The organism is Parabacteroides sp. KHUB-01, assembly GCF_056640935.1.
Genome location: NZ_CM153256.1, coordinates 2,233,897 through 2,249,756 on the forward strand (window position 1 = coordinate 2,233,897; position 15,860 = coordinate 2,249,756).

Consider the following 15,860-nt stretch of genomic DNA (forward strand, 5'->3'; position numbering starts at 1 on the left):
TAACAATAATCAATAGTATAATATCATGTCCCCAAACTACCTATTAATCCCAATTACAGCATTAGCCGTTTCTTCCTGCTCAACACAGAAAGAATCAAAGGAAAAGGCGCAGAAACCTATGAATATCATCTATATAATGTCGGATGATCATTCATATCAGACAATCAGTGCGTATGACAAGAGGTTTATAAATACGCCTAATATTGATCGTATAGCAAACGAAGGTGTACGTTTTACTAACAGTTTTGTGGCAAATTCCATAAGCGGACCTAGTCGTGCCTGTATGCTGACAGGAAAACATAGTCATGCTAATGGTTTCACAGATAATAGTGCGGTTTTTGATGGAAGCCAACAGACGTTTCCTAAATTGTTACAGAAAGCCGGATATGAAACTGCGGTTATTGGTAAATGGCATCTGACTTCTGAACCGACAGGATTTGACTATTCGGAAATATTGATTGGACAGGGAATCTATTATAATGCCCCGTTTATAAAGAATGGAGAGAAAATAGAATCTAAAGGTTATGCAACGAATGTGATTACAGACAAAGCCATTGACTGGATGGAAAATATCAGAGACAAGAATAAGCCTTTCTGTCTGTTGTTGCATCACAAAGCTCCTCACCGCACATGGATGCCTGATTTGCAGGATTTGGAACTTTTCAGTGACACAACTTTTGAGTTGCCGGCAAATTTCTATGACGATTATAAAGGCAGACGTGCTGCTGCAGAGCAGGAGATGAGTATAATCAAAGATATGGATTTGGTTTATGACCTTAAACTTGCGGATAAGGAGAACGAAATACATTCTGGTGATTTGGAAAAAGCCGGACGTAGTATGTATGATAGCATGACTCCGGAAGAAAAAGCAGCATGGGATAAACATTACGATCCGATTATAAAGAAATTCAAGGAAGCAAAACTGTCGGGAAAGAAACTTGCTGAATGGAAATACCAGCAATATATGCGTGATTATTTGCGTGTGATTCATTCCATAGATCGTAATATCGGCCGTGTATTGGATTATCTGGAAGATAAAGGCATGCTTGAAAACACTATGATTGTCTATACTTCAGACCAAGGTTTCTATATGGGCGAGCATGGTTGGTTCGACAAGCGTTTTATGTATGAAGAATCTTTCCGTACTCCTTTGCTTGTCCGTTTACCAGGAGGAAAGAAAGGCGATATTAATGAATTTGTCCAGAATATAGATTATGGACCAACAATTCTGGATCTTGCCGGAGTTGAAGTTCCTGAAGATATGCATGGAGAATCGTTCTTGCCATTGCTGAAAGGTGAGAAAGTGGATGATTGGCGCAAGTCGCTTTATTACCATTTCTATGAATATCCGGCGGAGCATGCTGTGAAACGTCATTACGGAGTAAGAACTGACCGTTATAAACTTATCCATTTCTATAATGATATAGATGAATGGGAACTTTATGACTTGAAAGAAGATCCTTCAGAAATGAATAACTTATATGGTAAAGCCGGCTACGAGGAAATAACTAAGCAGCTTCAGAACGAACTGGTAAGTTTGCAGAAACAGTATAACGACACAACGGCATTGAAACTGAATAATTTCTAGGAATTAATCTTAAAAGTTTCGCAAATTCGACTTTCAAATGACGAGTTAACAAGGAAACAAGTTGACAAGAAAGTTGAGCAACTATAGAAACTTAAATAATCAATATAATATTATGAAACTGACACCAATTTTACCTTTGGCAATTTCCTCTTTCCTTTTATCCTGCAATTCAGGGAATAAGGTTGAAGAGCAGAATAATCGGAAGCCAAACGTTATTTTTATCCTTGCAGATGATATAGGATATGGAGATTTGAGTTGTAACGGAGCAAAAACAATAAATACTCCAAATGTAGATAAGCTGGCAAATGCCGGAGTAAGATTTACTGATGCTCATGCTGTGGCGGCAACAAGTACGCCTTCAAGATATTCTCTTTTCACGGGACATTATGCCTGGAGACGTAATGATACAGGAATTGCAACCGGTGATGCCGGAATGATAATCCGCCCTGAGCAGCCAACAATTGCAGATATGTTCCGCGAATGTGGATACACAACAGGTGCAATTGGTAAATGGCATCTTGGTTTGGGTGATAAAGCAGGAAGTCAGGATTGGAATGGCTTTATAACTCCCGGACCTCAGGATATCGGATTCGACTATTCTTATCTTATGGCAGCAACCGGCGACCGTGTGCCTTGCGTTTATGTGGAAAACCAGCGTATAGTTAATCTTGATCCGAATGATCCGATTGCTGTCAGCTATAAAGAACCTTTTCCCGGAGAACCTTTGGGAAAAGACCATCCTGAGATGTTGACAAATCTTAAACCTAGTCATGGTCACGATATGGCAATTGTCAACGGTATTTCCCGTATCGGTTATATGAAAGGAGGAAAATCTGCTTTATGGAAAGATGAGTTTATTGCAGACAGTATTGCCGGAAAGGCTGTTGATTTCATAAATAAACACCAGTCAAGTCCGTTCTTCCTGTATGTTGGAACAAATGACATTCATGTTCCACGTTTCCCGCATCCAAGATTTGTTGGAAAAAGCGGAATGGGACCACGTGGAGATTCATTGCTTCAGTTCGACTGGATTGTCGGTCAGATTATAGCAGCTTTGGAGAAAAACGGTTTGATGGAAAATACCTTGATTGTCCTTACAAGTGATAACGGTCCGGTTGTTGATGACGGTTATCAGGATCAGGCTGTTGAACTGTTGGGCGATCATACACCTTGGGGCGAGTTCCGTGGTGGAAAATACAGTAACTTCGAGGCTGGGACACGTGTTCCTTTCATTGTATGCTGGCCGGGACAAGTTCAGCCAAAGGTTTCTGATGCTTTGGTTTCTCATATTGACTTGTATGCTTCAATGGCTAAATTGGTAGGAAAGGAACTTCAGCCAGGGGCAGCACCAGATAGTAAAGATTATTTGTCTGCTTTCTTAGGCGAAGACAACAAAGGTCGTGAATATGTTATCGAAGCTGCCGGTTCTTTATCTGTTTCTGATGGCAATTGGAAATATATCAAACCAAGCAAAGGCGCAGCTTATGCGAAAGAAACAAACACAGAGTTGGGAAATGACAAAGCCGAACAATTATACAATCTTAAAGAAGATATCGGCGAAAAGAATAATGTCGCAGCTCAGAATCCGGAAGTCGTAGAGCGCTTGAAGAATATTTTGGAGAAAGAGAGAAATAAGCAATAAATAAAGTTTAATGATAAAAAAGGAGACACAGACCTTACAGAGTTATTATATTCTGTAGTCTGTGTCTCCTTTATGTTTTATCCTTCGGATGGAATATTACTGCTCAGTAATTTCGGCCACTTCCATATCAAACACAAGTGTTGAATATGGAAGAATATCAACTTCACCTCTAGAATCACCTGTTACTCCATATCCCAACTGATATGGAATCCATACTTCCCATCGGTCGCCAACGTGCATGTGTTGCAATGCTGTTGACCAACCGTCAACTACACCAGATACCTCAAATTCTGCCGGGTCATATCCTTCTTCATCCATTTTCTGGTCAAATACAACACCTTTTGTAAGTACAGAATCAAGGTCTTCAATCAAATTACCGTCTTCATCTTTGATAAGACAACCTTTGTAGTAAGCCTTTACAGTACTTGTGTAGTAAATTCTTGTTGTATCAGTTCCTTCTTTGATTACACGATACAGAATATAACCATCACCACTTTGAGAATCCAACTTCTTGAAACCACTCTTTTCCAGGTTTAGCCCTCGCAATGTAAAGGCCTCACCATTCGCTTTTTTCCAATCTTCGTCAACAGCAAGAACATTGTCATCATCCTTGTTGCATGATGCCAGGACTATTCCGAAGAGCAGAACAAGCCATGTTAAATTCAAAAATTTTCTCATCTTATTTATTCTGTAATTTTCTTCAAAAGGTTCTTCATACTAACCTTCTCAGAAATGATATTATGCAAATCTTCGATACGAACTCTTTCCTGTTCCATTGTGTCGCGGAAACGGATAGTCACACAGTTGTCCTTCAATGTATCGTGGTCAACAGTGATACAATAAGGAGTACCGATAGCATCCTGACGACGGTAACGTTTACCGATTGAGTCTTTTTCGTCATACTGGCAACGGAAGTCGAAGCGCAACATGTTGATGATTTCCTCAGCCTTTTCTGGCAGACCATCTTTCTTAACCAAAGGCAATACAGCCAATTTGATTGGAGCCAAAGCTGCAGGTAATTTCAAAACAACACGAGTTTCGCCGTTTTCCAATGTCTCTTCGCAGTATGAACCTGCCATGATGCTCAAGAACACACGGTCAACACCGATAGAAGTTTCGATTACATACGGAGTATAGCTCTTGTTCAACTCTGGATCGAAATACTGAATTTTCTTTCCTGAGAATTTTTCGTGCTGGCTCAAGTCGAAGTCTGTACGGCTGTGAATACCTTCAACTTCCTTGAAACCGAATGGCATTTCAAATTCGATATCTGTTGCAGCATTAGCATAGTGAGCCAATTTCTCATGGTCGTGATAACGATATTTTTCGTCGCCCAATCCAAGAGCCTTATGCCATTTCAAGCGAGTTTCTTTCCATTTCTTGAACCATTCCATTTCTTCGCCCGGACGAACAAAGAACTGCATTTCCATCTGTTCGAACTCACGCATACGGAAAATGAATTGGCGAGCTACGATTTCGTTACGGAACGCCTTACCAATCTGTGCGATACCGAATGGAATCTTCATACGTCCTGTTTTCTGTACGTTCAGGAAGTTAACGAAAATACCCTGAGCTGTTTCCGGACGCAAATAAACCTTCATAGCTCCGTCGGCTGTTGAACCCATGTCTGTTGCGAACATAAGGTTGAACTGACGAACTTCTGTCCAGTTGCGAGTTCCTGAAATTGGACATACAATTTCGCAGTCCAAAATCAACTGACGCAAATCTTCGAAGTTTGAGTCATTCATATCTTTTGAATAACGTTCGTGGATTTCGTTCCACTTAGCCTGGTGTTCAAGAACGCGAGGATTTGTTGCGCGGAACTGAGCTTCGTCGAAAGCATCACCAAAGCGTTTTGCTGCTTTAGCCACTTCCTTGTTTATTTTTTCTTCAATTTTGCCCAGATGATCTTCAATCAAAACGTCAGCACGGTAACGTTTCTTTGAATCTTTGTTGTCAATCAATGGGTCATTGAAAGCATCGACATGGCCAGAAGCCTTCCAAATAGTCGGGTGCATAAAGATTGCTGAATCGATACCTACAACATTCTCATGCAGCAGGGTCATGCTATCCCACCAATATTTCTTGATATTGTTTTTCAACTCCACACCATACTGTCCGTAGTCGTAAACAGCGCCCAAACCATCATAAATTTCTGATGATGGGAATACGAAACCATACTCTTTACAGTGTGATACTAATTTCTTAAATACATCTTCTTGTGCCATAAGTCTTTAGTTGTTTGGTTTTTGAGTTTGTGAGTTTATAAGTTTTATACTTTAATATGATTTTCCCTTAAGATAAAACTTGCAAACTGACAGACTTAAGAACTTTATAGAATAATCTGTTTAATCAAATTGCAAAGTAAATGATTTTTTGTCAAATAGCTTGCTTTTTGCTACCTAATTCGTATTTGTATAATTAAAGTTTTCCAAAACTTTGATTGCAGGAAACAAGATACGAGCTAACGAGTTGACGAGGTTTTTCTATGCTTTTCTTGGGTTGTTCATACTTAATAACCTTGTCAACTCGTCTATGAAACCTTGTCTCTTAAATATACCTGAGTGCTTCTTTATAGGCAACTCTTCTGATATCCGCTATATATTCATCCAGTTTTTCTGGATTTTCAGTTCCCATAATCCATAACGGCAAGGAATCTTCATCTTTCTTATAACTTGGCTGGATATATTCTTTATTCAATATTTCCATTCCGTTGCGGCGATAGAAGTTAATTCTTCTTTCAGTCATTTCGTCGGTTGGCGGTTCCACTTCCAAAAGTTGAGGCTTGTCCAGATTCTGCTTCCACCATTCCAAAACCTTCTGTCCTATTTTGTGATTACGCATTTCCGGGAAAACGGCAAGATGCTCCATATAGAAGAATTCTCCCATATTCCAGTAAACCGCCAGTCCGCTAAGATTTCCGTCAAGTTCGATTGCGCAGAAATTCATTTCCTCTACTTCTTCAATCATTCGTTTCAGCTGAGGAATAGTCCTTCTTTCTTCCTCCGGAAACGAAATAATATAAAGTTCCGTAAGTTTTTCCAAAATCTGCTCGTCTGCTTTTCTAATTCTTTTCAGTGTAATCATAAATATAAAATTTAGGTTTAAGTGAATATTGCAAAGATAATAGCTTACTGTGATTTTCCCATAAATCTGATTTTTATGCTGGTGAAACTTTTTTCTCATAATATGTGAAAAACTTTTTCCATATATTATGAAAATTATTTTTCATCTAGATGAAATTTTTGTTCCATATATTATGAAAAAAGTTTTCCAGGCCGCTGAAAAATCGTGAAAATGTAATTGCTTGATTTGTAGTATTATATACATAAGGGCTTTGCCCCTGTAATTTGCATAGTTTCTTTCATGGTCCATATATAACCCAAATATGGGTTTCCGGATTGGAAAATTGAGATTTTTTACTCTTACTAAATTCAAAAACTTTCTCAAAAAAGGCGTTTTGTTATTCCGGTAAAATAGGTAATTATACTTATAACATGCTGATACTAGGGTAACAGTTGGAAGAAAATTCGTATATTTACACCAAATTTGGAAAATTGGCTTGTTTAATAATATGAGACCTGAAGATATCGAAGACGAAATTACCTCAATGAACGAAGATGCTGATGAAAATGCGTTGAATAATAACCAGGAAAATTTTGACGGGGAGACGGATAGCAATGCACATTCTGATTATAAAGCACCGGCTAAGTCTGACGACAGAGTCGTTCACCACTTGTCCGGAATGTATCAGAGCTGGTTTTTGGATTATGCCTCTTATGTAATCCTTGAGCGTGCTGTGCCTCATATCAACGACGGTTTGAAGCCTGTGCAGAGACGTATCCTTCATTCAATGAAAAGACTGGACGACGGACGCTACAACAAGGTGGCGAACATCGTTGGTCACACAATGCAGTTTCACCCGCATGGCGACGCTTCAATTGGTGATGCTCTTGTTCAGCTTGGGCAGAAGGATTTGCTGATTGACTGCCAGGGAAACTGGGGTAACATTCTGACGGGCGACGGAGCTGCTGCTCCTCGTTATATCGAGGCCAGATTGTCCAAATTCGCATTGGAAACAGTTTTCAATCCTAAAACAACTTTGTGGCAATTGTCGTATGACGGACGTAATCGTGAGCCGGTTACTCTCCCTATCAAATTCCCTTTGCTTCTGGCACAGGGCGTTGAGGGTATTGCCGTAGGTTTGTCTTCAAAAATATTACCTCATAACTTCAATGAGCTTCTGGATGCTTCGGTTGCATATCTCCGTGGCGAGGAATTTACTCTTTCTCCTGATTTCCAGACAGGCGGATATATTGATGTAAGCAAGTATAACGACGGCGAGCGTGGCGGTTCGGTTAAGGTTCGTGCCAAAATCGGAAAGATTGACAACAAAACTTTGGTGATTAGTGCCATTCCTTACGGACGTACAACTTCGTCGGTTATCGAATCTATCCTTAAAGCCAATGACAAGGGAAAGATTAAAATCAAGAAAGTTGATGATAACACTGCGAAGAATGTGGAAATTCTGGTGCATCTTGCTCCGGGAGTTTCGTCGGACAAGACAATCGATGCATTGTATGCATTTACTGATTGCGAAATAAGCATTTCTCCAAACTGCTGCGTTATCAAGGACGACAAGCCGCATTTCCTTTCCGTAAGCGACGTGTTGCGCCATTCTGCCGACACCACATTGGGTTTGCTTCGCCAGGAACTTGAAATCGAAAAAGCAGAATTGTCCGAAACCCTCTTCTTTGCTTCGTTGGAAAAAATATTCATCGAAGAAAGAATATATAAGGATAAAGAATTTGAAGAGGCAAAAGATATGGACCAGGCAGTGGCACATATCGACAGTCGTCTTGAGCCGTTCAAGCCAACTTTTATACGTGAGGTGACTCGTGATGATATATTGAAACTGATGGAAATCAAGATGGGACGTATCTTGAAATTCAATTCAGATAAATGTGACGCACAAATTGCCCAGATAAAGGAACAGATAGAGGAGATAAACCGTCATCTTGCCAATATAGTAGATTATACAATCGACTGGTTCCTCCGCTTGAAGGAGAAATATGGAAGCCGCTATCCGCGTGTGACAGAAATCAGAAGCTTCGATATGATTGAGGCAAGCAAAGTTGCCGAGGCAAACGAAAAACTGTATATCAACCGTGCAGAGGGCTTTATCGGAACAAGTTTGAAGAAAGATGAGTTTGTGGCAAATTGCTCGGATATCGACGATATTCTGATTATTTACCGAAACGGTTCGTATAAAGTGGTTCGTGTAAGCGAGAAGATGTTTGTCGGCAAGGATATACTTTATTTGAATATTTTCAAACGAAACGATACTCGTACAATATATAATGTGATTTATCGCGACGGAAAGCAGGGCACTAATTTTATCAAGAGATTTGCCATAACTGCTTTGGCGCGCGAGCGAGAATATGATTTGACAAAGGGAACAGAAGGTTCACGCATATTATATTTCAGTGTGAATCCTAATGGAGAGGCAGAAACTGTGAAGGTTATCCTTAAGCCGAAGCCTCGCCAGCGTCTGCTTGTGTTCGAGAAAGATTTCAGCACAGTGCCTATCAAATCCAGAACTTCCATAGGTAATGTGCTTACAAAGGCAGAAGTTCATAAGATTTCGTTGAAGCAGCGCGGAAGCTCCACTTTGGGTGGCCGCATGGTTTGGTTCGACTGGGATGTGCTTCGCCTGAATTACGACGGACGTGGGGAAGAGCTCGGAGAATTCCAAAGCAGCGATTCTATCCTTGTAATCCTCAAGAACGGAGATTTCTATACTACAAGTTTCGACTTGAGTAATCATTATGAGAAGAATATTCTTACAATCGAGAAATTCAATCCGTCGAAAATATGGACGGCAATAGTTTATGATGCCGACCAGAAATATCCTTATATCAAGAGATTTGCGCTTGAGGCAACATCTCGAAAACAGAACTTCGTTGGCGAAAATCCGAAGAACGAGCTTCTGATGCTTACCGATGAGGCTTATCCTCGTTTCGAAGTTGTGTTTGGTGGCAATGATGCTTTCCGTGAGCCGTTGATAATTGATGCCGATGAGTTCTCACTGATAAAGGGATTCAAGGCAAAAGGAAAACGACTTACAACATATAGTGTTGAGACAATCAACGAACTGGAGTCAATCCGTAAACCTGAAGAAACAGAAGAACAGGCAAAAGATGATTCCGAAAACGTATTGCCTGATGGTGATGAACAGGAAGGAGAAATCACTGAAGAATCTCCTTCGGATATTATTGATGAGATAACCGGACAGATGAAATTGTTCTGATTATGAAGTACAGGTGGGTTTTGTTGTTGTCGGCAATGGCATTTCTGTTTTCCTGTTTTAGTGTTGAGGCGCAGGATGGGACTTCGGATTTGCCACGTTCGGTCAATGCCTCGACGATGATTGGTGTGGGAAGATATAATATAATGGATACATATCTTTCTCCGGGTAGTAATATGAATTATTCCGGCTTTGCTCTCCGTGTGACCGACGAGCGCATGAAATATACGAAACTGTGTGATGGTCGTATATTACGCCAGCAGTTGTTTCAGATAGATTATGCTTCAACTCTTAATCCTGCAGGAACATTGAGGGAATATGCCGGATTTATTGACTATACTCTTGGGTATCATTATGATTTCCCTGTTCTTCCTGGCTTGCGGCTGTTAGCCGGAGCTTCAGTTCATGTTTTGCTTGGTGGAATATATAATATACAATCATCAAATAATCCGGCATCAGCAAAAGCTGATTTGGACTTGAATTTGTCCGGGATGGCATTTTATTCCTTCAAAATAGGAAAACTCCCGCTGTTCTTGCGCTATCAGTTGCAGTTGCCTTTTGCCGGAGTATTGTTTTCGCCTAAATATGGCCAGTCTTATTACGAGATATTCCAGTTGGGCAATTCGTCCGGAGTTGTTCCTTTTACTTCATTCCATAATAAATTTGTAGTAAAGAATACTTTAACCGTAGATATACCGCTTCCTTTCATTACTCTGCGTGCCGGTTATATGGGTAGTCAGTATCATTTGGATGTCAACGGAATACAGAGCCATTTGAACTCCCGTTATTTTGTTATCGGTTTTGTAAAAGAGTTTATTACAATAGGAGGGAAGCGTAACCGCTCTGCCGGACAGTGTAAAGGTATTTATGACTAAACTTATGTTTATATGAGAAATAAGCTGTTTTGTTTGTTGACGCTATTGCTATTTGTTTCCTGCGAGAAGGAAGTTGAATATACACCTTCGCCAAAGGAAAACTTTGATGCTTTATGGCGAATATTGGATGAGAATTATTGTTTCTTTGAATATAAGGAAGTTGACTGGGATGATGTTTACGACCGTTATTCTGTGCAATTGACGGATACGATGAATCAGTTCGAGCTGTTTGACCTGATGGGTGATATGTTGCGGGAACTGAAAGACGGTCATACAAATTTGATGTCTCCTTTTGATGTTTCCAGATATTGGGATTGGTATGAGGATTATCCTGATAATTTTGATTCTAAAATATTGGAGAATTATCTGGGAACTGATTACAGAATAGCTGGAGGAATGCAATATAAGACTTTGGAAAACGGGGAGATAGGTTATATTTATTATCCTAGTTTTTCGAGTGGCGTAGGTGAAACAAATTTGGATTACGTTATTTATTCCTTCAAGGATTGTAAGGGCCTGATAATAGATATTCGTGGAAATGGCGGTGGAACGCTTACTTACTCCGAACGTATAGCTGCAAGATTTGTTGAGGGAACAATAACTACCGGATATATTCAACATAAAACAGGTAAAGGACATAATGATTTTTCTGAGCCTTATCCTTTGACATTGACAGAGGCAACGGAACATTCACGCTGGTATCGTCCGGTTGTGGTTCTGACAAATAGAGAGTGTTATAGCTCTGCTAATGATTTTGTGCAATCAATGCGTCTTTTGCCTCAAGTTCTGATTATGGGTGATAAGACCGGTGGAGGAAGTGGTTTTCCTTTTAATTCGGAATTGCCTAATGGCTGGACAGTCCGTTTTTCAGGAAGTAGAACTTTAGGGGTTGAAAAAGAACAACTGGAATTCGGTATTGAACCGGATGTCTATGTTTCTATGAAAGATGTTGATAAAGAGAAAGGTAAGGATACTATAATAGAGGAAGCAATAAAGTATATAAAGAATACAGGTAATGATTCTTCAAAAAAAATCGAATAAAATTTGGCAAATAATTTGGAGGGAATAAAAAAATGATTACCTTTGCACTCGAAATCAATGCGGCTGTGGTGTAATTGGTAGCCACGTCAGACTTAGGATCTGATGCTTCACGGCGTGGGGGTTCGAGTCCCTTCAGCCGCACAACGAAAAGCTCTTCTGCGAAAGCAGGAGGGCTTTTTTTACATATAGCTTTCACAGTCTTAAAGGTTAAACTATTATGGAATGGGACTTTGTTTATTCTTTCCTTTATTTGCCGGTGCTTCTTCTGGCAGTTGTTTTATCGTACAGGCTTGGTTTGAGGCAGGGCAAGAGTTTGTCTTCTATAAATTCCAGTAAGCAGAAACTGCAGAGTCGTAAAAATGATTTGTCTCGTTTTGCTGAAGAGAGGTTTTCTTATCTGAAGGAAATTAATGTTCTTTCTTCAGAGCTGGAAGATGCCAGACAGAAATCGGAGCTTTATGATGAAAAACAAAAGCAGTTGAAATTATTCAGGCAGAAACTGCTTGTTTGCGAACAGCAGATAAAGGAGTTGCAAGCTGATGGTTTCTATGAATGGGGAATAAACGTGGTTCGGAATATTAATGAAAATCCTCAATCTCTTTCTTTGTCCAGAAAAGAATGGAATGAATTTCTGCATTTTTCTGACGAAGTATTTGGAGGCTTTCTAACGTCTTTAAACCTTAAGTATGATTTGACTTTACATGATCAGGAATTATGCTGCATGATTAAATGGGGAATTGGAAGAAAGCAGCAGCTTATCGTTTTCAATAATACTTCTGATGCGTTGACCAAGTCCAGGAATAGATTGAAGAAGCGTTTGCTCTTGAAAGAATCGGAAGAACTGGATGAATTTGTGCTTCTTTATAGATAATTTTTCGGTTATTTTCTTTTTGAGATTGTCTGGTTTTGTATTTGTTTGGGATTAGTGTTAGTGTTGTAAAGGTTTGAATAATAGCAGTTCCTTTGCTAATGTGTTTGTCCGGTGTTGTTATCTGCAGGTTTATTTTTTGCTGCATAATTTTGCACAAAACAAAAACTTGTATCTTATGAAAGCGTATAATTTATTTGTTGCGTTGTCGTTTTTAGCTTTGCTGTTTTCGGGCTGTAGAAATTCTACTTCTAAAAGTATAGCAGCTTTTCAGAGTGCTTCCGGGTTGCCATTTGAAACTTTATTGGTTGTTGATGAAAAGTTTTCGGATAGTCCGCTGGTTGATAGCTTGAAAATGAAACTTACCGAGGCTTATCCTTCATTGCCGCAGGCGGAACCTACAACAAAACTTATGGTTTGCAGCGCGAAGGATTTTACTGGTCTGATGCGTTATGTGCGAAATATAGTGATATTGGATATCAATCCAGCATTATACACAAAAGCGTCTATTGTTAAGAAAGATGATGTGTGGGCTAAAAGACAGCTGGTGGTAAACTTGCAAAGTCCTACGCTTGAGGAATTGGAAAAGAGAATATATGGGAAACCTAATGTTGTTTTGCAGGGGATTGTTAAGGAGGAAAGATTGCGCTATACTTCTTTCTTGAAAGATAATCATAGTTTTTGGGTTGACAGTTTGGTTAATTCTTCTTTTGGAATAAGATTGTGTGCGCCTGAAGATATGAGTGCTTTCCGTAAAGGGGATGATTTTATCTGGGTTTCTAATGATGCTCCTACTGGAAGAATGGATATGTTGGTGTATAGATTGAAATCTTTGAAAGAAAATGGCGCTATAGATATAAAAGATAAATTGGTTTATTTAAGGGATTCGGTGTTGAAAATAAATTTGCCTGGAGCGTTCCCTGGTTCATATATGCAAACAGAAAAGAAATTTTTCCCGGTAAACATTGATAAGTCCAAGATTGATGGCCGTGATTGTTTTGTAATGCGAGGACTATGGAAAATGCATGGTGATAAAATGGGCGGACCTTTTGTTGCATATTTTATTAAAGACGAAATAAAAGGTGATTATATCGTAGTGGAAGGTTTTGTATATTCTCCGGAAAGTAAAAAGAAAGTGTATATGCATATCTTGGAATCATCTATAAATACGGTCAAGCTTGATATTTGAAATAGCATTGAAGCGCTTTGAAGTAAAAAAATGATACTTTTAAATGTATTGATTTCTAGTTGAATATAAAGCTATATTGTAAATTGTGAGAAAAAAGTATGAAAAATATTTTGTGTAATTGAAAAATATGTATTAGTTTTGCATCCGCAATCGAGAGAGATAGCGGTAATAAATGATGAACAAATGGAGAATTTTTATTGAATCTTCAGAGTGTAGGAATCCTCAAAATTCCGAAAGCTGAAGAAAAAATAAAAAAAACTTCCGAAAAAATTTGGAAGATTAAAATAAAAGTTCTTACCTTTGCAACCGCAATCAAAAATAACGATAGCGACTAAGTTCTTTGAAAATATTACATATATCAACAAGTAGTACAAGTATTTTGAGAATAAATACCGTCAATACTTGATAAATCGAGAAGTAACGGAATCTTGAGCATAAGACATAAACAATTTATAACAACGAAGAGTTTGATCCTGGCTCAGGATGAACGCTAGCGACAGGCTTAACACATGCAAGTCGAGGGGCAGCGGGATAGTTGGCTTGCCAACTATTGCCGGCGACCGGCGCACGGGTGAGTAACGCGTATGCAACTTACCTATCAGAGGGGGATAGCTCATCGAAAGATGAATTAATACCGCATAAAACAGGGGTCCCGCATGGGAATATTTGTTAAAGATTCATCGCTGATAGATAGGCATGCGTTCCATTAGGCAGTTGGCGGGGTAACGGCCCACCAAACCGACGATGGATAGGGGTTCTGAGAGGAAGGTCCCCCACACTGGTACTGAGACACGGACCAGACTCCTACGGGAGGCAGCAGTGAGGAATATTGGTCAATGGACGGAAGTCTGAACCAGCCAAGTCGCGTGAAGGATGAAGGTTCTATGGATTGTAAACTTCTTTTATAGGGGAATAAAAAATTCCACGTGTGGGATCTTGTATGTACCCTATGAATAAGCATCGGCTAACTCCGTGCCAGCAGCCGCGGTAATACGGAGGATGCGAGCGTTATCCGGATTTATTGGGTTTAAAGGGTGCGTAGGTGGTCTTTTAAGTCAGCGGTGAAAGTTTGTGGCTTAACCATAAAATTGCCATTGATACTGGGAGACTTGAGTGTGTTTGAGGTAGGCGGAATGCGTAGTGTAGCGGTGAAATGCATAGATATTACGCAGAACTCCGATTGCGAAGGCAGCTTACTAAACCATAACTGACACTGAAGCACGAAAGCGTGGGTATCGAACAGGATTAGATACCCTGGTAGTCCACGCAGTAAACGATGATTACTAGGAGTTTGCGATATAATGTAAGCTCTACAGCGAAAGCGTTAAGTAATCCACCTGGGGAGTACGCCGGCAACGGTGAAACTCAAAGGAATTGACGGGGGCCCGCACAAGCGGAGGAACATGTGGTTTAATTCGATGATACGCGAGGAACCTTACCCGGGTTTGAACGCAGGGGGACCGGTCAGGAAACTGACTTTCTAGCAATAGCCGCTTGCGAGGTGCTGCATGGTTGTCGTCAGCTCGTGCCGTGAGGTGTCGGCTTAAGTGCCATAACGAGCGCAACCCTTGCCGTTAGTTACTAACAAGTAAAGTTGAGGACTCTAGCGGGACTGCCAGCGTAAGCTGTGAGGAAGGCGGGGATGACGTCAAATCAGCACGGCCCTTACATCCGGGGCGACACACGTGTTACAATGGCGTGGACAAAGAGTTGCGACCTGGCGACAGGGAGCTAATCTCGAAACCACGTCTCAGTTCGGATCGGAGTCTGCAACTCGACTCCGTGAAGCTGGATTCGCTAGTAATCGCGCATCAGCCATGGCGCGGTGAATACGTTCCCGGGCCTTGTACACACCGCCCGTCAAGCCATGGGAGCCGGGAGTACCTGAAGTCTGTAACCGCAAGGAACGGCCTAGGGTAAAACTGGTGACTGGGGCTAAGTCGTAACAAGGTAGCCGTACCGGAAGGTGCGGCTGGAACACCTCCTTTCTGGAGCGAGAGTTTCCGTGAAGATTATCAAGTGGTATTGAATCTCCACTTGTACTACGGTTGGATATATGAAAAAAAGATAAAAAAGAGAAAGATGAAGCTGGGAAACCGGCAAAGTTGACAGTCCTATAGCTCAGTTGGTTAGAGCGCTACACTGATAATGTAGAGGTCGGCAGTTCAACTCTGCCTGGGACTACTCCGGAAAGAAACGATGAAAAATTTCTTTCCTTTTTATTTGCGGAAAAGAAAAAAGTTTCATACCTTTGCAGCCGCAAATGAAAAAACGGGGGATTAGCTCAGCTGGCTAGAGCATCTGCCTTGCACGCAGAGGGTCAACGGTTCGAATCCGTTATTCTCCACAT

Annotated in this window: 10 protein-coding genes, 3 tRNA genes and 1 rRNA gene; 11 read left to right on the plus strand and 3 right to left on the minus strand. The window is 40.4% G+C overall.

Annotated elements, in window-relative coordinates:
- The first annotated feature begins 25 nt into the window (after window positions 1-25).
- Both ACYIAR_RS09675 and ACYIAR_RS09680 read left to right on the plus strand, forming a co-directional pair.
- Window positions 26-1,588, plus strand: coding sequence for a sulfatase family protein (locus ACYIAR_RS09675; RefSeq protein ID WP_480329239.1), 1,563 nt, complete (start codon window positions 26-28; stop codon window positions 1,586-1,588).
- A gap of 112 nt (window positions 1,589-1,700) precedes the next feature.
- Window positions 1,701-3,230: a sulfatase family protein gene (locus ACYIAR_RS09680; protein WP_480329241.1), complete on the plus strand. Its 1,530-nt coding sequence runs from the start codon at window positions 1,701-1,703 to the stop codon at window positions 3,228-3,230.
- A gap of 96 nt (window positions 3,231-3,326) precedes the next feature.
- Here the strand turns inward: ACYIAR_RS09680 and bamJ are convergent, their stop codons facing one another.
- The 3 genes from bamJ to ACYIAR_RS09695 all read right to left on the minus strand — a co-directional run bounded on the left by bamJ (window position 3,327) and on the right by ACYIAR_RS09695 (window position 6,317).
- A complete protein-coding gene (gene bamJ / locus ACYIAR_RS09685; protein ID WP_480329243.1) occupies window positions 3,327-3,908 on the minus strand; it encodes a BamJ family beta-barrel-assembly machinery protein in 582 nt (193 codons plus the stop codon).
- 5 nt (window positions 3,909-3,913) lie between these two features.
- Window positions 3,914-5,458 (minus strand): glycine--tRNA ligase, encoded by a 1,545-nt coding sequence (locus ACYIAR_RS09690; RefSeq protein WP_480329245.1) that lies wholly within the window; start codon window positions 5,456-5,458, stop codon window positions 3,914-3,916.
- A gap of 322 nt (window positions 5,459-5,780) precedes the next feature.
- Entirely contained in the window at window positions 5,781-6,317 is a 537-nt protein-coding gene (locus tag ACYIAR_RS09695; RefSeq protein ID WP_480329247.1) for a GNAT family N-acetyltransferase, read from the minus strand.
- 487 nt (window positions 6,318-6,804) lie between these two features.
- Between ACYIAR_RS09695 and ACYIAR_RS09700 the strand changes: the two genes are divergently transcribed.
- The 9 genes from ACYIAR_RS09700 (at window position 6,805) to ACYIAR_RS09740 (ending at window position 15,857) form a co-directional block, all read left to right on the plus strand.
- Window positions 6,805-9,540, plus strand: coding sequence for a DNA gyrase/topoisomerase IV subunit A (locus ACYIAR_RS09700; protein WP_480329249.1), 2,736 nt, complete (start codon window positions 6,805-6,807; stop codon window positions 9,538-9,540).
- A 2-nt stretch (window positions 9,541-9,542) separates the two neighbouring features.
- Window positions 9,543-10,412, plus strand: a complete 870-nt coding sequence (locus ACYIAR_RS09705) for a DUF3316 domain-containing protein (protein WP_480329251.1) — start codon at window positions 9,543-9,545, stop codon at window positions 10,410-10,412.
- 12 nt (window positions 10,413-10,424) lie between these two features.
- Window positions 10,425-11,453: a S41 family peptidase gene (locus tag ACYIAR_RS09710; RefSeq protein WP_480329253.1), complete on the plus strand. Its 1,029-nt coding sequence runs from the start codon at window positions 10,425-10,427 to the stop codon at window positions 11,451-11,453.
- Between the two features lie 59 nt (window positions 11,454-11,512).
- Window positions 11,513-11,594, plus strand: a tRNA-Leu gene (locus ACYIAR_RS09715).
- Between the two features lie 76 nt (window positions 11,595-11,670).
- Window positions 11,671-12,324, plus strand: a complete 654-nt coding sequence (locus tag ACYIAR_RS09720; RefSeq protein ID WP_480329255.1) for a hypothetical protein — start codon at window positions 11,671-11,673, stop codon at window positions 12,322-12,324.
- Between the two features lie 175 nt (window positions 12,325-12,499).
- Window positions 12,500-13,510: a DUF4837 family protein gene (locus ACYIAR_RS09725; protein WP_480329257.1), complete on the plus strand. Its 1,011-nt coding sequence runs from the start codon at window positions 12,500-12,502 to the stop codon at window positions 13,508-13,510.
- Window positions 13,511-13,965: 455 nt separating this feature from the next.
- Window positions 13,966-15,498, plus strand: a 16S ribosomal RNA gene (locus ACYIAR_RS09730).
- A 122-nt stretch (window positions 15,499-15,620) separates the two neighbouring features.
- Window positions 15,621-15,694, plus strand: a tRNA-Ile gene (locus tag ACYIAR_RS09735).
- Window positions 15,695-15,783: 89 nt separating this feature from the next.
- Window positions 15,784-15,857: transfer RNA gene (locus tag ACYIAR_RS09740), tRNA-Ala, on the plus strand.
- Window positions 15,858-15,860: the final 3 nt, after the last annotated feature.